This window comes from Streptomyces sp. NPDC093065, from assembly GCF_044754585.1.
GTDB lineage: Bacteria > Actinomycetota > Actinomycetes > Streptomycetales > Streptomycetaceae > Streptomyces.
Genome location: NZ_JBIVPJ010000004.1, coordinates 284,418 through 301,361, shown reverse-complemented (window position 1 = coordinate 301,361; position 16,944 = coordinate 284,418). Strand labels below are relative to the sequence as shown.

Genomic DNA, 16,944 nt, shown 5'->3' with positions numbered 1-16,944 from the left:
CACGGGGCGACCAGGCATTGTGAACGCTTCATTGCATCTTTCCGTCGGAGTGTTGACGGAATAATCGAGCCTCCCTACCTTGACCGGCATGCAGATGCCCAGCGGAGTGCACGCACTGGTCCGGCGGACCCACGAAGAGCGGGTGATGCGTGCGCTGCAGGAGAACGGCGCCATGAGCCGCGGCGAGATCGCCCGGGTCGTGGGCCTGTCGCGCACCACCCTGTCCGAGATCACCGGCAACCTCCTGCAACGAGGAGCCATCGTCGTCGTGGACACCGACGCCTCCCGGCGCGAGGGCAGCGGCCGGCCGGCCGAACGGCTGGCGCTCGACCCGGCGTCGGCGCAGTTCATGGGCGTCGACTTCGGACACCGGCGGGTGCACGTCGTCGTCGCGGACGCCTCCCACGAGATCATGGTCTCGGGCTCCGTCCGCTACGAGGACACCGCGACCTGGAAGACCCGCACCGAACTGGCCCTGGAACTGGTCGACCGGCTGAGCAGCGAGGCCGGAGTCCACTACGGGGCGCTGCAGGGCATCGGCATCGGTGTGCCCGGCCCCTACCCGGCACCGGAGGGAGCCGCCTGGCCCCGCGCCACGGGGGGCGCCACCGTGCTCCGCCCGGCACCCGAAGGCGTCGACGTGGCCTTCGCCGAGCGCTTCGACGCACCGGTGATCGTCGACAACAACACCCGACTGGCCGCCCTGGCCGAGGCGATCAGCGGCGCCGACAGCGTCGCCGACCTGGTGTACGTACGGCTCTCGGACGGCGTCGGCGGCGGCCTCGTCGTCGGCGGCCAGCTGGTGACCGGCTCGTCCGGACTGGCCGGCGAACTGGGCCACGTGACCGTCGAACCGGCGGGCCGGCCCTGCCGCTGCGGCAAGCGGGGCTGTCTGGAGACCGTGGCCTCCGTACCCGGCATCCTCGCCGCCTGCTGGGAGTTCGGTCTGCGCCTGGAGAACCTCGACGACCTCGCCGCCGCCGTGCGCCGTGCGCACCCCGTCGTGGACCGGGTCCTGCGGGAGGCCGCGGGGGCACTGGGGCGGGTGGTCGGCGCAGCGACCATGATGCTGAACCCGGCGAAGGTGGTCGTCGGCGGCGAGATCACCCGGCTGGCGCCGGTCCTCGTGGAGCAGGTCGCCGCCACCCTCGCCGCCGAGATCTTCCCGACCGCGTCGGCCGGGCCCGTCGTCGCCGCGGCCCGGCTCTCCGACGAGGACGGCGCCATCGGCGCGCTCGCCGCGGTCTTCCACAGCTCACCCCTCCTGGCGAGGTACCCCGAGACCGCCGACGTGAAGGGCCGTTCCGATGCACCCGACTCCGCCACCGAAGGAGCCGCCCATGTCCGTCCTTGACAAGCGGAGCGCCGGTCAACGGCAGCCGCAGACCGAGAAGGTGCCCGGGGGCCTGCCCGAGGCCGAAGCGGGCGACGCCGCCGCGGGCGCCGCCAAGTCCGCCCCGGAACCCTCCCGTTCGGGCCGACGAGGGCTGCCGCTCGCCCTGAACGCCGTGTCCGTCGCCCTCGGCATCGCCATCTGGTGGGCCCTCGCGGCCGCCGGGTTCAAGCTGCCGACACCACCGGAGGTCGTCTCCCGGGCCGGCACGCTGATCAGCGACGGGACGCTCGCCGACGACGCCCTGGCCAGCCTGACCCGGGTCCTCGTCGGCTTCGCGCTGGGCACGGCCGTGGCCGTCCCGGTGGGCTTCCTGATGGGCTGGTACGGCATCCTGCGCGGACTGATCGAACCGTGGATCCAGTTCTTCCGTACCATCCCGCCGCTGGCGATCATCCCGCTGGCCGTGGTCGCCATGGGCATCGACGAGACACCGAAGATCTTCGTCATCTTCCTCGCCGCGTTCCTCGCCTGCGTGATCTCCACCTTCCAGGGCGTGGTGAACGTCGACCGCACCCTGATCAACGCCGCCCGGGTCCTCGGCGCGGGCGACGCCACGATCTTCGCCCGCGTGGTGGTGCCGGCCTCCACCCCCTTCATCCTCGTCGGCATGCGGGTCGGCCTCGGCTCGGCCTGGGCCACCCTGGTCGCCGCGGAGCTGATCGCCGCCCAAGAAGGCCTCGGCTACCGCATGCAGAACGCCCAGCTCTACTACGACCTCCCGACCATCTTCGTCGGGCTCATCTCGATCGGGATCCTCGGTCTCCTCATGGACCGCGTCCTCCTCCTCGCCGAACGCCGGCTCACCCGATGGCAGGAACGCCGATGACCAGCACACCCGCCAAGATCTCCGTCCAGCACGTCACCAAGACCTTCTCGCTGGGCCGGGAGACCTTCACCGCCCTGGACGACGTCTCGCTCGACATCGCGAACCACGAGTTCGTCACCGTCGTCGGCCCCTCGGGGTGCGGCAAGAGCACCCTGATGAACATCCTCGCCGGGCTGGAGACCCCCACGGCCGGCCGTGCCCTGGTGGACGGCGCCCCCGTCTCCGGCCCCGGACCCGAGCGCGGCGTGATCTTCCAGCAGTACGCCCTCTTCCCCTGGCTGACCGTGCGTCAGAACGTCGAGTTCGGTCTGCGCACCACCGGCGTGCCCAAAGCGGAACGCCGCGCCAGGGCCGAGCACTTCATCGAGCTGGTCGGCCTGGAACGCTTCGCCGACGCGCTCCCCAAGACCCTCTCCGGCGGCATGCGACAGCGCTGCGCCATCGCCCGCGCCTACGCCGTCGACCCCTCGATCCTGCTGATGGACGAACCCTTTGGCGCTCTCGACGCGCTCACCCGGGTCAAACTCCAGGAGCAGCTGCTGAAGACCTGGAGCCAGGACAGGCGCACGGTCCTGTTCATCACCCACGACGTCGACGAGGCCGTGTTCCTGGCCAACCGGGTCGTCGTGATGGCCGCCCGCCCCGGACGCGTCTACGACGTCATCGACGTCGACCCCGCCATCGTGCGCGACGAGGCCTTCCGGCTCAGCCCCGAGTTCGCCGCGCTGCGCAACCGCGTGTGGCACTCCGTCTACCACCAGGAAGGCCGCACCGCCGCCCTTTCCGGTACTCACTCCTCGACGTCATGACCCGGAAAGGACCCACCGCCATGACACCCGCACTCACCCGCAGAAAGCTCACCACCACCCTCGCCGGCGTGGCCGCCATGGCCCTGCTCGCCGGATGCGGCGGCGGCTCGTCCTCCGGCGGGTCGTCGGACGAGGTCCGCTTCGGATACATCAACGACTTTAACGGCGCCAGCCTCATCGCCATCGCCGAGGCCAAGGGCCTGTGGAAGAAGCACGGTCTCTCGGCGGACGCCAAGGTCTTCACCAACGGACCGCTCCAGATCCAGGCCCTGGGCACGAACAACCTCGACTTCGGCTACATAGGCCCCGGCGCCATGTGGCTCCCCGCCTCCGGCCAGGCCAAGGTCGTCGCCGTCAACACCCTCGGCAACTCCGACCGGGTCCTCGCCCAGCCGGGCATCACCTCGATGCAGCAGCTCAAGGGCAAGACCGTCGCCGTGCCCGAGGGCACCTCCGGCGACATGATCCTCTCCCTGGCCCTGGAGAAGGCCGGGATGACCAAGGAGGACCTGAAGGTCGTCCCCATGGACCCGTCCACCATCGTCTCCGCCTTCTCCTCCAAGCAGGTCGACGGCGCCGGCTTCTGGTACCCGGCAGCGGCGACGATCAAGAAGCAGGTTCCCGACCTCGTCGAACTCGCCAAGAACGCCGACTTCGAGCAGGACGTCTCCTTCCCCACCGCGTTCGTCGCGAGCAACAAGGTGGTGGCCGACCAGCCGGAGAAGACCAAGAAGGTCCTCGCCGTGCTCCGCGAGGCCATGGCCTTCCGCTCCGAGCACAGCGACGAGGCGATCGAGCTCACCGCCGGCAAACTGAAGATCCCCGTCGACCAGGTGAAGGCGGACGCCGCCAACAACAAGGTGCTCAGCGTCGAGGAACTCGACAAGCTGACCGAGGACGGCACCGTCGTCAAGTGGCTGAAGGGCATGAACGACTACTTCGTCAACGCGGGCAAGCTGAAGAAGCCCGTCGACCCCGAGACCTACTACACCGGCGACCTCTTCACGGGAGCGGGCAAGTGACCCAAGCGAACCAGCCCGCCGCCGACCCCGCCGGCCCCGGCAGCACCCGGTCCGGCGCGTCCGGGAAGAACATCCTCTTCCTCATGACGGACCAGCACCGCACGGACACGCTCGGCGCCTACGGCAACCCGCTGGCCCACACCCCCGTACTCGACGAACTGGCCGCCACCGGAACCCGTTTCGACCGCTGGTACACCCCCACCGCCATCTGCACCCCGGCCCGCGCCAGCCTCCTGACCGGTCAGGCACCCTTCCGGCACAAGCTCCTGGCCAACCACGAACGCAACGTCGGCTACCTCGAAGACCTGGCCGAGGACCAGTTCGCCTTCTCCCGCGCCCTGCGCGAACACGGCTACAACTGCGGCCTGTTCGGCAAGTGGCACACCGGCAACCGGCGCACCGCCGCCGACTACGGCTTCGACGGCCCCGACCTGCCCGGCTGGCACAACCCCGTCGACCACCCCGACTACCTCGCCTACCTCGCCGAGCGCGGACTGCCCCCGTACGAGATCAGCGACCGGATCCGCGGCACCCTGCCCAACGGCGGCCCGGGCAACCTGCTCGCCGCCCGGCTGCACCAGCCGGTCGAGGCCACCTTCGAGCACTACCTGGCCACCCGCGCCATCGAGCAGCTGGAGCGGTACGCCGCCGACGCCCACGAGCGCGACCAGCCCTTCTTCCTGGCCCTGCACTTCTTCGGACCGCACCTGCCGTACATCCTGCCCGACGAGTACTTCGACCTGGTCGACCCGGCCGACGTCGAGCTGCCGCGATCGGTCTCCGAAACCTTCGAGGGCAAACCCCCCGTCCAGCGCAACTACAGCGCGCACTGGACCTTCGACACCATGCCCATCGAGACGACCCGCAAGCTCATCGCCGTCTACTGGGGCTACGTGGCCCTCATCGACAGACAGATCGGCCGGGTCATGGCCGCCATGGAGCGGCTCGGCCTCGTGGACGACACCGCGGTGTTCTTCACCTGCGACCACGGGGAGTTCACCGGCTCGCACCGGCTGCACGACAAGGGCCCCGCGATGTACGAGGACATCTACCGCACCCCCGGCCTGCTCCGGGTCCCGGGCGCGCCCGGCGGCCAGGTGCGCGACGAGTTCGTCAGCCTCCTCGACTGCACCGCCACCATCCTCGAACTGGCCGGCCTCGACCCCAAACCCGCCGTCGACTCGCGCAGCCTGCTGCCCCTCGTCAGGGGCGAGACGGTCGAGTGGGACGAGGACATCGTCTGCGAGTTCCACGGCCACCACTTCCCCTACCCGCAGCGCATGCTGCGCGAGGACCGGTACAAACTCGTCGTCAACCCCGACTCCGTCAACGAGCTGTACGACCTGCACACCGACCCGGACGAACTGCAGAACGTCTACGCCCACCCCGAGCAGGCGGAGGTCCGCGGCCGCATGATGCGCAGGCTGTACGACGTGCTGCGCGAACGCGGCGACAACTTCTACCACTGGATGACCTCGATGTACGACGTCGGCGAGGTGGGCCACGACCCCACCCTGAGCGGGCTCGACGAGTCCACGTACAAGGCGTAGCACCGACAAGTCCGCAGCCCGATTCGAGGACCGACCCATGACCCGTGCCCACCGCCCGTGCTGCGCCCCCGCGACAGCACCCGTCGCCGTGCCCACCGATTCCCCCGCGGCACCGGGACCGGCCGCCCGCCCGCGCTCCACCCGCGGCCAGGTGCGCCTGCCGGGCGGTGAGTTCGCGATGGGGGACGCCTTCGGGGAGGGGTATCGGGCCGACGGCGAGACACCCGTCCACACGGTGCGTCTGAAGCCCTTCCACATCGACGAGACCGCTGTCACCAACGCCCAGTTCGCCGCCTTCGTCAAAGCGACGGGACACGTGACCGACGCCGAACGCTTCGGCTCCTCGGCGGTCTTCCACCTCGTGGTCGCCGCCCCGGACGCCGACGTCCTCGGCAACGCCGCAGGCGCCCCCTGGTGGATCAACGTGCGGGGCGCCCACTGGCGCCGCCCGGAGGGCGTCCGCTCCGACGTCACCGGCCGGCAGAACCACCCCGTCGTCCACGTCTCCTGGAACGACGCCGGCGCCTACGCCCGGTGGGCCGGCAAACGCCTGCCCACCGAGGCCGAGTGGGAGTACGCGGCCCGCGGGGGACTGGCCGGCCGCCGCTACGCCTGGGGCGACGAACTGACCCCCGGCGGCCGGTGGCGCTGCAACATCTGGCAGGGCCGCTTCCCTCACGTCAACACCGCCGAGGACGGCCACCTGACCACCGCACCCGTCAAGTCCTACCGTCCCAACGGCCACGGCCTGTGGAACACCGCGGGCAACGTGTGGGAATGGTGCTCCGACTGGTTCTCGCCCACCTACTACGCCGACTCGCCGGCCGCGGACCCGCACGGCCCGGCGACCGGGACCGCGCGGGTCCTGCGCGGCGGCTCCTACCTGTGCCACGACTCCTACTGCAACCGCTACCGGGTCGCCGCCCGCTCCTCCAACACGCCGGACTCCTCGTCCGGCAACCTCGGCTTCCGCTGCGCCAACGACGAGGAGGGCATCGGCGTCAGCGCTGGGTGAGGGTTTGGGGGTAGTCGGTGATGATGCCGTCGACGCCGAGGTTGGTCATGGTGCGGATGGCGCCGGGTTCGTCGACGGTCCAGACGTTGACGGTCATGCCGAGTTGGTGGATGCGGTCGACGAGGGTTTGGTCGGTGACGGTGTGCTGGGGGTTGATCTGGTCGGCCCATTGGCTGAGTTGGACGAGTTCGGTGTCGGTGGGGCGGTCGGCGTCGAGGATGCCGATGGGGATGTCGGGCAGGGCGGTGTGGAAGGTGTGGGCGTCGTCGGTCTGGAAGGACTGGACGGCGAGTTTGTGGTGGGCGAGGGCGGTGTGGAGGTAGTGGGGTTTGCTGCGGAGGTGGGTGGCGAGGTCGGTGGCGATGGTGGTGCCGTATTGGTTGCAGGGGCTGATTTCGGCGAGGAGTCCGGTGTGGGTGTGCTGGAGGTGGTGGATGACGTCGTCGAGGGTGATGAGGGGTTCGCCGGTGTAGTTGTCGTGGTACCAGGTTCCGGCGTCGAGGTGGCGGAGTTCGTTCCAGGTGAAGTCGGAGACGCGGTAGGTGGGGCGGTCGGGGTAGAGGGTTTCGATGTTGGTGGTGCGTTGCATGGTGCAGTCGTGGAAGTTGACGAGTTTGCCGTCCTTGGTGCGTTGGACGTCGATTTCGACGTGGTCGGCGTGTTGGTGGACGGCGAGGTCGATGGCGGCGGCGGTGTTCTCGGGTGCCATGCCGGAGGAGCCGCGGTGGGCGATGACGTCGGGGCCGTCGGTGGTGGCCTGCGCGGTCGTCGACGTCATCGCCAACGCCAGACCACTCAGCAACGCCATCACCACACCGGCGCGCCTCTTGCTCGTGAACTTCACTGGAGCCTCCCGCGTTCGAATAACTCCCTGGAGGCTCCCGGACGGCGGTTACGGGAAGCCTGCCGCGAACCGGCGGGCCCGGGATCGGCCGGTGGAGGGGAGCGCCGAACCGGTCATCGGAGGAGGAGGGGGTGATTGCGCGCATCACCCCCTCCTGCCCCACCCTTCACCGGCCGAGGAGCCCCTGGGGGAGGAGGGACTGCGGGGAGGTGGCCGGATGCCCCACCTCCAGCGATCCGAGGAGACCGTCGAGGAGCTGACCACCGGGAACACCGGCGGACGGGCCGGGCACGGGGGCCGCCTCGGCGACGGGCGCGCAGACCAGCAGAGCGGTGGCCGCGACGGAGACACAGGCGAGCTTCTTGATCATGTCCGTCCCAACGAACGGGGGACCGGGGGGAAACGTTCGCCGTGGACCGACTGGGCCAGTCGGGTTCACCCGCGGACACCGGCCGCGGCACGGCGGAGGCACCGGCGGGTGCTCGCTCAGTCCGACCCGCGCGGCCAGACGAACACCTCGGTACCCGGCCGGCGTGCCGAGAAGCGGCCCGACGGCGAGACCTCCCTCAGCAGACGGCGCAGCTCCGTCTCGAAGGCGTCGAGCCGGGCACCGAAGAGGTGCGGAGCCGAGAACGACATCGAGAAAACCCCGGCCACGACGTCGTCGCGGGTGCGCACCATCGCCTGCCCGCCGGGTACGACATGGCGGTACGGGCCCGCGAACCCCGCGCCGGTCAGTACCGCGGCCTCACCGGTGGGTGTCCCGCGCGGCAGCAGCCCCCGCCCTGCCCGGCGGACCGGCCCCAGATACCGTCTGACGAGCGCGTCTACCGCCGCGTGCGGGACCGGCGGACACGGCAGCCCGTCCGTGGGCCGTGACTCACCTTTGAGGTCCGAGATGTGCACCAGGACGCCGCCGGGCCGGAGCATGCCCCGGACGGCCGCCGCCACCCGTTCGCGGTCCATCCAGTGGAACGACTGGGCGAGGGTCGCGACATCGAAGTCGCCGAGTCCCGCGGGGAGTTCCTCGGCCCGGGCCCGCACCCACCGCACCTTGCCGGTCACCTCCAGCTCCGCGGCCCCGCGCGCCGCCTCCGCGAGCATGCCCGCGTCCGGGTCCACCCCGACGACCTCGCCGAAGTGGCCGACCAGACGCAGTGCGACCGTCCCCGGCCCGCACCCCAGGTCGATCAGCCGGCCCCGGCCGTCCAGGTGCAGCACCTCGGCGAGCACGTCCGCCAGGCCCGGGGCGTACGGGAGTCTCCCGCGCCGGTAGAAGGCGGCGGCACCGGAGAACAGCGTCTCGTCCCACTCCCAGCCGACGCCCATGACCACCCGCCACTTCCCCGGTCCCGTACGTGTCCGGCCGAGCTCCATGATCGCACCGTGCCGCCGGTGCCCCCGCCCGGCGTCATCCGCCGGGTGCGCGCCGACACGATGGGCGGCATGAGGCCCATGCTCCTCACCGACGTCGAACGCGCCGTGCGGGGCAGTCGGAGTGCCGGCACGTGAAGGCCCGAGTTCCGGTCGCGGTGGACCGAGGACACCCCTGCCCGGGACCAGCGCGGCGTGACCGCCCCGGTGCGCAACGACCTGCCGGGCGGCGGGCTGATCCGGTGGGAGGCGCACGTCGCGGGCGAGCGGTTCGGTCCGCACGAGACCGTCGTCGGCGGCATCGTCATTCCCCGGCCGCCCGGGATCCGCCGACTCCGCGAGGAGTACGAGCTGCTCCGCGGGCGTGTTCCGGAGCGGCCCGGGCAGCGGTGGGGCGCCTCGTGACCGGCCCGTCCGGGGCCTCGGCCACCGGGAGGTGCCGGCGCCGCGCGGTGGGCGCCCCGGCCTACGACGACTCGCGTACCACCAGCTCCGTCGGCAGCGTCATCTGCTGCCGGGGCGCCCCGTGCCGCGTGATGTCGGTGAGGATGCGGGCCATGGTCCGGCCCAGCTCCTCCACCGGCTGACGCACCGTCGTCAGCGGCGGGTTGGTGTGGCGGGCCAGGATGGAGTCCTCGAAGCCGACCACGGCGACATCCCCCGGCACCTGCCGCTTCCACCGGCGCAGTTCGGCCAGGGCACCGACCGCCATGAGGTCGGACGCGGCGAAGACGGCGTCCAGATCCGGGACGCGTTCAAGAAGCAAACGCATGGCGTTCGCGCCGCCCCGCTCGGTGAAGTCGCCCGCCTCGACGAGAAGTTCCCTCGCCGGTACACCAGCGTCCACGTGCGCGGCGCGCCAGCCGGCGAGCCTGCTGCGGCCGACGTCCATGTCCAGCGGGCCGGTGATCGTGGCGACCCGCCGTCGTCCGCCGCCCAGCAGATGCCGCACCGCGGCGGCTGCCCCGCCGGCGTTGTCGGAGTTGACGTAGCTCAGCCGTTCGCCCGCGTCGCGGCGGCCGGCGAGCACGGTCGGCAGGCCCATCTCCTCCAGCATGCCCGGCAGCCGGTCCTCGGCGTGCACCGAGACCAGCAGCACGCCGTCCACCCGGCGGGTGGCGACCGACTCGGTCAGTTGGTCGCGCTCGGCCTGGTCACGGACGAGCATCAGCTGCAGCTGGGTGCGGCTCTCGGCGAGTGCGCCGCTGACACCGCGGATGAGGGCGGCGAAGAACGGCTCCGAGCCGAGCCGGCTCTCCGACTCCGGGATCACCAGGGCCACGGCGTTGGTGCGGTTGGTCACCAGGCCGCGGGCGACCGAGTTGGGAACGTAGTTGAGTTCCTTGATCGCCGCAAGCACTCTCTCCCGGGCATCGGCGCTGACCAGCTCCGAGCCGTTGACGACACGGGAGACGGTGGTGCGGCCCACGCCGGCGCGGGCGGCGACCGTTTTGATCGTTGGACGGCGGTTGCCGGTCATGAACTCCCCCCTCGGCGGCCGCGGCGGCGGTGCCTGCCGCGGAGGTGACCTGCGGCAATTCTTGCAGACACCGCGGTCGGCGGAGCACCCCCCGGGCTGCGGAAGGCGGACGCGGGGTGCGGAGGGCCGCGCGAACTTGCGTTCAAGTCATTGACAGATCGGCCCGTTGCCACGAGTCTTCGTTGCGCCGGTGGGAACGTGCCCACCAAAATTGGGCACGTTCCCACTTCGTGTTCGAGCCGCTGTCTTTCATCGCTGTAGCCATCGCAGTAGTCATCGCAGAACTCGTCACTCCGATGTGTCAGCGCCGTCGCTAGGAGGAGATCCATGGGCACTCTCGGTTCGTTGCGCAGAAAGGCGGTGGCGACGGCCGCGGCCGTCGGCGCGCTGGCGCTCGTCGTCGGCTGCGGCGGCAGCGACGACTCGGCCACCGGCGGTGGCAAGAAGGACGGCAAGGTGACCATCACCATGGGCATGTACGGGGTGATGGGCATCAAGGAGACCGGGCTCCTCGAGCAGTACGAGAAGGAGAACCCCGGCGTCGACATCAAGGCCGAGATAGCCGGCGACGAGCAGACGTACTACACCGCCCTGCAGACCAGGCTCGCCGCGGGCAAGGGCCTCAAGGACATCCAGGGCATCGAGATCGGCCGGGCCAAGGAGATCACCGAGACCCAGGCGGACAAGTTCGCGGACTTCTCCGACGTCCCGGGCACGGACCACTTCCTGCCGTGGAAGGAGTCCCAGATCTCCACCAAGGACGGCAAGGTGCTGGGCCTGGGCACCGACATCGGCCCGATGGCCGTCTGCTACCGCAAGGACTACTTCGAGAAGGCGGGCCTGCCCACCGACCGCGAGGAGGTCGCCAAGCTCTGGGAGGGCGACTGGACGAAGTACGTCGAGGTCGGCCGTACCTTCAAGAAGGGCTTCAAGGGCGGGAACGTGGCCTACATGGACGCGGCCAGCGGCCTGTTCAACGCCATGGTCTACGGCTACCCCGAGCAGTACTACGACGAGAACGGCAAGCTGATCTACGGCACCAACCCGGCCGTCAAGGAGGCATGGAACCTCGCCGCCGACGCGGCCGAGGACGGTCTGACCGCCAAGCTCCGCCAGTTCCAGCCGGGCTGGGACCCGGGCCTGGCCAACGGCACCTTCGCCACCGCGGTGTGCCCGGCGTGGATGCTCAGCCACATCAGCGAGAAGGCCGGCGACGCGAACAAGGGCAAGTGGGACGTGGCCAAGGCCCCCAAGGGTGCGAACTGGGGCGGCTCCTTCCTCGGCGTGGTCGAGCAGAGCCCGGTGAAGGAGGAGGCCAAGAAGCTCGTCGCCTGGCTGACCGCGCCCGAGCAGCAGGCCCACATCTTCAAGGAGATCGGCAACATCCCCTCCTCCCGCACGGCGCTGGACAGCCCCGACGTGAAGAACGCCGAGTCCGAGTACTTCAGCGGCGCGCCGATCGGCCAGATCTTCGGTGCCGCCGCCCAGGAGATCCCGGACAAGCAGGTCCTCGGCCGCAAGGACGGCACCATCAAGGACACCTTCTCCCAGGGCCTGGCCCTGATCGAGCAGGGCGATGCCACGCGTGACGAGGCGTGGAAGACCACCGGGGAGCGCATCGAGAAGGCGGTCGGCTGACTCTCCGCTTCCGAGGCCGACCGGGCCCGCCCGCGTCCAGGAACAGGTCCTGGCCGACGGGCCCGGCGCCGAGGGGGTGTCGCCTGGAACCTGCCGGAGCGGCGGGGGTCCGGCACGCATCCGACCCCGCCCGGGCCGGCGACGTGGGACCGCCGCCCGAAGCCGGCCTGATCCAGACGGCACCCCCAGCCCACACATCCGCTCTCAGGAAGGAAGACCGGTGGCCACCTCCACCACCAAGGCCCTGGCCGGGGGCGAGCCTCCGCGTCCGTCCCCCCGGACGGGCGGCGGGGACGCACCCCGGCGGCTCGGAGCGCTCCTGCACCGGCTCGACATCAAGGGCGCCCCGTACGCGTTCGTCGCGCCCTTCTTCATCGTCTTCGCCGCGTTCAGCTTCTATCCCCTGATCTACACCTCGTGGATCTCCCTGCACGACGTGGAGCTGGCCACCCTCGATGTCATGGAGTGGGTGGCGTTCGACAACTACGTGGACCTGTGGGGCGATTCACGGTTCTGGAACGCGCTGCAGAACACCATCACCATCGGTGTCATCTCCACGGTGCCGCAGCTGATGATGGCGCTCGGCATGGCGCACCTGCTCAACTACCGGATGCGTGCCTCGCTGTTCTTCCGGGTCGCCTCCCTGGTCCCGTACGCCACCTCGGTCGCCGCGGCCGCCCTCGTCTTCACCATGATCTTCGAACGCGACTTCGGCATGATCAACTGGGCGCTGGGTTCGGTCGGGATCGACCCGGTGGACTGGGAGGCCGACAAATGGCCCTCCCAGATCGCGATCTCCACCATCGTCATCTGGCGCTGGACCGGCTACAACGCGCTGCTCTACCTGGCCGCGATGCAGGCCATCCCCGCCGACCGGTACGAGGCGGCCTCCCTCGACGGGGCCTCCCGGTGGCAGCAGTTCATCCACGTCACCGTCCCCGGCATCCGCTCCACCATCGTCTTCACCATCGTGCTCTCCACGATCGGCGCCACCCAGCTCTTCGGCGAGCCGCTGATCTTCGGCCAGGGGCCCAACGGCGTCACCGGCGGCGCGGACAACCAGTACCAGACGCTGGGCCTGCTGCTGTACGAGGAGGGCTGGAAGAACTACCAGATGGGCCGCTCCGCGACCGTCGCCTGGGCGATGTTCATGCTGCTGGTCCTCGTCTTCCTCGTGCAGCGCGTCGTCAAGCGCCTGCGCTCCCGTACGTCCTGACCTGGAGCCGCCATGACCACCCAAAGTCTCCCGGCCCGGACCGACGCCCCGGCCCGGACCCCCGCCGTGAAGGCGAGCGGCCGCGGTGGCCGCCGGCTGCTGCGTCAGCGCGCCGGCCGCCAGCACCACGCAGGCCCCCTCGCCTACGTGCTGCTCGCCATCATGGCGATCCTGTCGATCTTCCCGCTGTACTGGACGATGGTGGCCGCGTCCACCGACAACACCCGGGTCAGCCAGACGCCGCCCCCGTTCCTGCCCGGCCCCAACCTGTTCAGCAACCTCGCCCGCGCCTGGGACGAGGCGGCGATGGGCAAGGCCATGGTCAACAGCCTCATCGTGGCCGGGGTGATCGCCCTGTCCACGGTGCTGTTCGCGACGCTCGCCGGGTTCGCCTTCGCCAAGCTGCGCTTCCGGGGACGCAACGCCCTGCTCATGCTGGTGATCGGCACCATGATGGTGCCGCCGCAGCTCGCCGTCGTGCCGCTGTTCATGCTGATGGCCGACCTCGGCTGGTCGCAGCAGCTGCCCGCCGTCATCTTCCCGACGCTGGTGAGCGCGGTCGGCGTGTTCTTCATGCGGCAGTACCTGACGGAGGCGCTGCCTGACGAACTCGTCGAGGCCGGACGCGTGGACGGGGCGCACTCGCTGCGCATCTTCTGGAGCATCGTGCTGCCCATCGCGCGGCCCGCGATGGCCGTCCTGTTCATGATCACTTTCGTGCACGCGTGGAACGACTTCTTCTGGCCGTTCGTGGTCCTCGACATGACCAACCCGACCGTCCCCGTCGCGCTCACCCAGCTCAGCGCGGGCTACGTCCGCGACCAGTCGCTGATCATGGCCGGCGCGCTGCTCGGCACGCTGCCGCTGCTGGCGATGTTCGTCGTCTTCGGCCGCCAGATCGTCAGCGGCATCATGGCCGGCGCAGTCAAGGGCTGACCCGGCACCCCGCCGCCCCAAGCACCCCCACCCGAAAGGACTTACGTGGTCACCGCAGCACAGCAGACCCCGTCCGCCCCGGACGCCGCCCGCACCTTCCCCAAGGGCTTCCTCTGGGGCTCCGCGACCGCCTCCTACCAGATCGAGGGAGCCGCAGCGCAGGACGGCCGCACCCCGTCGATCTGGGACACCTACGCCCGCACCCCCGGCCGGGTCCGCAACGGCGACACCGGTGACATCGCCACCGATCACTACCACCGGCGCAGCGAGGACGTCGCCCTGATGGCCGAACTCGGCCTGGGCGCCTACCGCTTCTCCCTCGCCTGGCCCCGCATCCAGCCCACCGGCCGCGGCCCCGCCGTGCAGAAGGGGCTGGACTTCTACCGGCGCCTGGTGGACGAGCTGCTGGAGAAGGGGATCCAGCCCGTCGCCACCCTCTACCACTGGGACCTGCCCCAGGAGCTGGAGGACGCCGGCGGCTGGCCCGAGCGCGCGACCGCCGAACGGTTCGCCGAGTACGCGGCCCTCGCCGCCGACGCCCTCGGCGACCGGGTGAAGACCTGGACCACCCTCAACGAACCCTGGTGCAGCGCCTTCCTCGGCTACGGTTCGGGCGTGCACGCCCCCGGCCGCACCGACCCGGTCGCCGCCCTGCGCGCCGCCCACCACCTCAACCTGGCACACGGACTGGCCGTCCGGGCGCTGCGCGACCGGGTCCGCGCCGACGCCCAGGTGTCCGTCACCCTCAACGTCCACCACGTCCGCCCGCTCACCGGCAGCGACGGCGACGCCGACGCGGTCCGCCGCATCGACGCGCTCGCCAACCGGGTCTTCACCGGCCCCATGCTGAACGGCGCCTACCCGGAGGACCTGCTCAAGGACACCGCCGCGCTGACCGACTGGTCCTTCGTCCAGGACGGCGACCTGCGCCAAGCCCACCAGCCGCTGGACTTCCTCGGCGTCAACTACTACACCCCCACAGTCGTCTCCGAGACCGACGGCAGCGCCACCCACAGCTCCGACGGGCACGGCAACAGCGCCCACAGCCCCTGGCCGGGAGCCGACCGGGTCGCCTTCCACCAGCCGCCCGGCGACACCACCGCCATGGGCTGGGCCGTCGACCCCAGCGGTCTGTACGACCTGCTGCGCCGGCTGGCCGCCGACTTCCCGAGGCTGCCGCTGGTCATCACCGAGAACGGTGCCGCCTTCGACGACTACGCCGACCCCGAGGGCCGGGTCAACGACCCCGCCCGCATCGCCTACGTCCGCGGTCACCTGGCCGCCGTCCACCAGGCCATCCTGGACGGCGCGGACGTGCGGGGCTACTTCCTGTGGTCGCTGCTCGACAACTTCGAGTGGGCCCACGGCTACAGCAAGCGCTTCGGCGCCGTCTACGTCGACTACCCGACCGGCACCCGCATCCCCAAGGCGAGCGCCCGCTGGTACTCCGAGGTCGCCCGCACCGGCGTACTGCCCGGCGCCTGACCGCCGGGTCGGTGCGGCACGCGAAAGCCGCCCCGCGAGGCGTGCCGCGCCAAGGGCCCGCCCCCGCCCTCCGCACCGGCGGCGAGCGGGGGCGGACCCCTGTCCGCGGTCGGGTCAGTCGAGCGGCGCGAGGGTGAGCCGGGCCTCGGCCGGATTGCCGTCGTGCACCAGCGACTCGTGGTTGCCGACGTCGTCGAAGGCGAACGCGTACGCCTTCCCGTCGGCCATGCGCTCGTGGATGATCCGGGCGTAGTGGTTGGTCACGGAGTCCCGGTAGAAGTTCGCCGCCGAGGGGTCGGGCTGGTTGGGGTTGCTCAGCAGCGTCGAGCGGTTGAACCCGGCGCACAGCGTGCGGGAGATCGGGCCGCGCACCTGGTCGTTGGGCGCGTCGAGGAGCCGGTGGCAGCCGAAGACGCTGGACGCGTCAGGCTTCTGGAAGCTGGTGACGACCGCGCCGGCGGAGTTGGTGAAGTTCATGACGTTGCCCGACACGCGGCCGAAGTACTTGGTGTTCGGCTGGTCCCCGAAGGGCGTGACGGTGAGCGTGGTCGTCGCGTACTTCTGCCAGACCCGGTTGATGTAGTCGTCCATGACCGACGCGGGCAGCGCCCCGGTCTCCACCCCGTACAGCGGCGCCAGCGCCCGCAGGACGGTGCCGTCGGGCCGGGTCTGGATCAGCCCGCCCCAGCCCGACTGCGCGCGCAGGGCGTCGAACACCCCGCGGTAGCCGCCGGCCTTGAGCTGTCCGGCGCTGGTGACACCGCCGTCGGCGCGCTGCACGCCGACCGTGTAGGGCGCGGAGAACATGTCGACCTGGGTGCTGTTGAGCCACAGCCCGTCGTTGTTGAGCGTGTACTCGGACCAGTTGAAGAGGATGTTGCGGTTGGGGTCGCTCGGGTTCTGGACGGCGGGCTGCACCAGGCCGCCCGTGGTCAGCCGGAAGTCCAGCTTCTGGCCGTAGGAGAAGTAGATGCGTCCCGACAGCTTCGGGATCCGGATGGTCTTTGTCTGCCCGGCGGCCGGTCCGGGGATGGACGCGTCCGGTGCGGGGGTGGGGGGATTGCCCCCGGCGGGCCAGGCGTGGAAGGTGCCGTTCTCGTCGGCCCAGCCCTGCTGACCGGTCGTCAGCGAGGTGCCCAGGTTGTAGATGTGGACGGCGTCGCCGCGTGCGGAGTCGTTGGTGATCCTCAGGGGAATGGTGTCGGGCACCGCGGCGTCCGCGGGCGGTGCGGCGCCGAACGTGAGCAGGGCGCCGGTCAGGCCTGCGGCCGCGGCCACGGCGAGCAGACGGCGTCTGAGTCGGGAGAGCACTCTCCACCTCCGTGCGGGTGTGGGGGAATTGGTCCGTACCGA

17 protein-coding genes are annotated in these 16,944 nt (G+C 70.7%); 12 read left to right on the top strand and 5 right to left on the bottom strand.

Features of this window, described 5'->3' with window-relative positions; translation table 11 throughout:
- The first annotated feature begins 88 nt into the window (after positions 1-88).
- The 6 genes from ACIQFU_RS09850 to ACIQFU_RS09825 are packed head-to-tail and all read left to right on the top strand — an operon-like array spanning position 89 to position 6,618.
- Complete coding sequence (locus ACIQFU_RS09850; protein ID WP_402550348.1) at positions 89-1,354, top strand: ROK family transcriptional regulator; 1,266 nt, start codon at positions 89-91, stop codon at positions 1,352-1,354.
- Positions 1,341-2,222, top strand: coding sequence for an ABC transporter permease (locus ACIQFU_RS09845; RefSeq protein WP_402550347.1), 882 nt, complete (start codon positions 1,341-1,343; stop codon positions 2,220-2,222). Before ACIQFU_RS09850 ends, ACIQFU_RS09845 begins: the two co-directional genes overlap by 14 nt.
- Positions 2,219-3,031, top strand: a complete 813-nt coding sequence (locus ACIQFU_RS09840) for an ABC transporter ATP-binding protein (protein WP_402550346.1) — start codon at positions 2,219-2,221, stop codon at positions 3,029-3,031. Before ACIQFU_RS09845 ends, ACIQFU_RS09840 begins: the two co-directional genes overlap by 4 nt.
- A 20-nt stretch (positions 3,032-3,051) precedes the next feature.
- Positions 3,052-4,053, top strand: a complete 1,002-nt coding sequence (locus tag ACIQFU_RS09835; protein WP_402550345.1) for an aliphatic sulfonate ABC transporter substrate-binding protein — start codon at positions 3,052-3,054, stop codon at positions 4,051-4,053.
- Positions 4,050-5,603 carry a sulfatase-like hydrolase/transferase gene (locus ACIQFU_RS09830; protein WP_402550344.1) on the top strand — a complete coding sequence of 518 codons (1,554 nt, stop codon included), beginning with the start codon at positions 4,050-4,052 and terminating at the stop codon, positions 5,601-5,603. Before ACIQFU_RS09835 ends, ACIQFU_RS09830 begins: the two co-directional genes overlap by 4 nt.
- A gap of 37 nt (positions 5,604-5,640) precedes the next feature.
- Positions 5,641-6,618, top strand: a complete 978-nt coding sequence (locus ACIQFU_RS09825; protein WP_402550343.1) for a formylglycine-generating enzyme family protein — start codon at positions 5,641-5,643, stop codon at positions 6,616-6,618.
- Here the strand turns inward: ACIQFU_RS09825 and ACIQFU_RS09820 are convergent.
- From ACIQFU_RS09820 to ACIQFU_RS09810, 3 genes are all read right to left on the bottom strand, one after another.
- On the bottom strand, positions 6,605-7,462 hold the full coding sequence (locus tag ACIQFU_RS09820; RefSeq protein ID WP_402550342.1) for a glycerophosphodiester phosphodiesterase: 858 nt from the start codon (positions 7,460-7,462) through the stop codon (positions 6,605-6,607). The genes ACIQFU_RS09825 and ACIQFU_RS09820 overlap by 14 nt on opposite strands.
- Before the next feature lie 166 nt (positions 7,463-7,628).
- Positions 7,629-7,832 (bottom strand): hypothetical protein, encoded by a 204-nt coding sequence (locus tag ACIQFU_RS09815; RefSeq protein ID WP_402550341.1) that lies wholly within the window; start codon positions 7,830-7,832, stop codon positions 7,629-7,631.
- Positions 7,833-7,948: 116 nt separating this feature from the next.
- On the bottom strand, positions 7,949-8,791 hold the full coding sequence (locus ACIQFU_RS09810; RefSeq protein WP_402550538.1) for a class I SAM-dependent methyltransferase: 843 nt from the start codon (positions 8,789-8,791) through the stop codon (positions 7,949-7,951).
- A 57-nt stretch (positions 8,792-8,848) separates the two neighbouring features.
- Between ACIQFU_RS09810 and ACIQFU_RS09805 the strand changes: the two genes are divergently transcribed.
- Both ACIQFU_RS09805 and ACIQFU_RS09800 read left to right on the top strand, forming a co-directional pair.
- Positions 8,849-8,974: a hypothetical protein gene (locus tag ACIQFU_RS09805; protein ID WP_402550340.1), complete on the top strand. Its 126-nt coding sequence runs from the start codon at positions 8,849-8,851 to the stop codon at positions 8,972-8,974.
- Positions 8,975-9,031: 57 nt separating this feature from the next.
- Complete coding sequence (locus ACIQFU_RS09800) at positions 9,032-9,241, top strand: hypothetical protein (protein WP_402550339.1); 210 nt, start codon at positions 9,032-9,034, stop codon at positions 9,239-9,241.
- Positions 9,242-9,302: 61 nt separating this feature from the next.
- On the opposite strand, the gene ACIQFU_RS09795 is transcribed toward ACIQFU_RS09800, so the two are convergent.
- Positions 9,303-10,316, bottom strand: a complete 1,014-nt coding sequence (locus ACIQFU_RS09795) for a LacI family DNA-binding transcriptional regulator (RefSeq protein WP_402550338.1) — start codon at positions 10,314-10,316, stop codon at positions 9,303-9,305.
- A 327-nt stretch (positions 10,317-10,643) separates the two neighbouring features.
- Here ACIQFU_RS09795 and ACIQFU_RS09790 point away from each other — a divergent pair, with 327 nt between their 5' ends.
- The 4 genes from ACIQFU_RS09790 (at position 10,644) to ACIQFU_RS09775 (ending at position 15,591) form a co-directional block, all read left to right on the top strand.
- On the top strand, positions 10,644-11,954 hold the full coding sequence (locus tag ACIQFU_RS09790; protein ID WP_402550337.1) for an ABC transporter substrate-binding protein: 1,311 nt from the start codon (positions 10,644-10,646) through the stop codon (positions 11,952-11,954).
- A 220-nt stretch (positions 11,955-12,174) separates the two neighbouring features.
- On the top strand, positions 12,175-13,170 hold the full coding sequence (locus tag ACIQFU_RS09785) for a carbohydrate ABC transporter permease (RefSeq protein WP_402550336.1): 996 nt from the start codon (positions 12,175-12,177) through the stop codon (positions 13,168-13,170).
- A 12-nt stretch (positions 13,171-13,182) separates the two neighbouring features.
- A complete protein-coding gene (locus ACIQFU_RS09780) occupies positions 13,183-14,106 on the top strand; it encodes a carbohydrate ABC transporter permease (protein WP_402550335.1) in 924 nt (307 codons plus the stop codon).
- Between the two features lie 45 nt (positions 14,107-14,151).
- A complete protein-coding gene (locus ACIQFU_RS09775; protein ID WP_402550334.1) occupies positions 14,152-15,591 on the top strand; it encodes a GH1 family beta-glucosidase in 1,440 nt (479 codons plus the stop codon).
- Between the two features lie 114 nt (positions 15,592-15,705).
- Here ACIQFU_RS09775 and ACIQFU_RS09770 read toward each other — a convergent pair whose 3' ends face one another.
- Complete coding sequence (locus ACIQFU_RS09770; protein WP_402550333.1) at positions 15,706-16,902, bottom strand: glycoside hydrolase family 64 protein; 1,197 nt, start codon at positions 16,900-16,902, stop codon at positions 15,706-15,708.
- Positions 16,903-16,944 lie beyond the last annotated feature (42 nt).

What these genes read in the sequence shown, in the direction of transcription:
- ACIQFU_RS09780 (WP_402550335.1), top strand. Translation starts at nt 13,183, where the DNA reads ATGACCACCCAAAGTCTCCCGGCCCGGACCGACGCCCCGGCCCGGACC.
- ACIQFU_RS09790 (WP_402550337.1), top strand. Translation starts at nt 10,644, where the DNA reads ATGGGCACTCTCGGTTCGTTGCGCAGAAAGGCGGTGGCGACGGCCGCG.
- ACIQFU_RS09825 (WP_402550343.1), top strand. Translation starts at nt 5,641, where the DNA reads ATGACCCGTGCCCACCGCCCGTGCTGCGCCCCCGCGACAGCACCCGTC.
- ACIQFU_RS09840 (WP_402550346.1), top strand. Translation starts at nt 2,219, where the DNA reads ATGACCAGCACACCCGCCAAGATCTCCGTCCAGCACGTCACCAAGACC.
- ACIQFU_RS09810 (WP_402550538.1), bottom strand. Translation starts at nt 8,791, where the DNA reads ATGGGCGTCGGCTGGGAGTGGGACGAGACGCTGTTCTCCGGTGCCGCC.
- ACIQFU_RS09850 (WP_402550348.1), top strand. Translation starts at nt 89, where the DNA reads ATGCAGATGCCCAGCGGAGTGCACGCACTGGTCCGGCGGACCCACGAA.
- ACIQFU_RS09815 (WP_402550341.1), bottom strand. Translation starts at nt 7,832, where the DNA reads ATGATCAAGAAGCTCGCCTGTGTCTCCGTCGCGGCCACCGCTCTGCTG.
- ACIQFU_RS09835 (WP_402550345.1), top strand. Translation starts at nt 3,052, where the DNA reads ATGACACCCGCACTCACCCGCAGAAAGCTCACCACCACCCTCGCCGGC.
- ACIQFU_RS09845 (WP_402550347.1), top strand. Translation starts at nt 1,341, where the DNA reads ATGTCCGTCCTTGACAAGCGGAGCGCCGGTCAACGGCAGCCGCAGACC.
- ACIQFU_RS09795 (WP_402550338.1), bottom strand. Translation starts at nt 10,316, where the DNA reads ATGACCGGCAACCGCCGTCCAACGATCAAAACGGTCGCCGCCCGCGCC.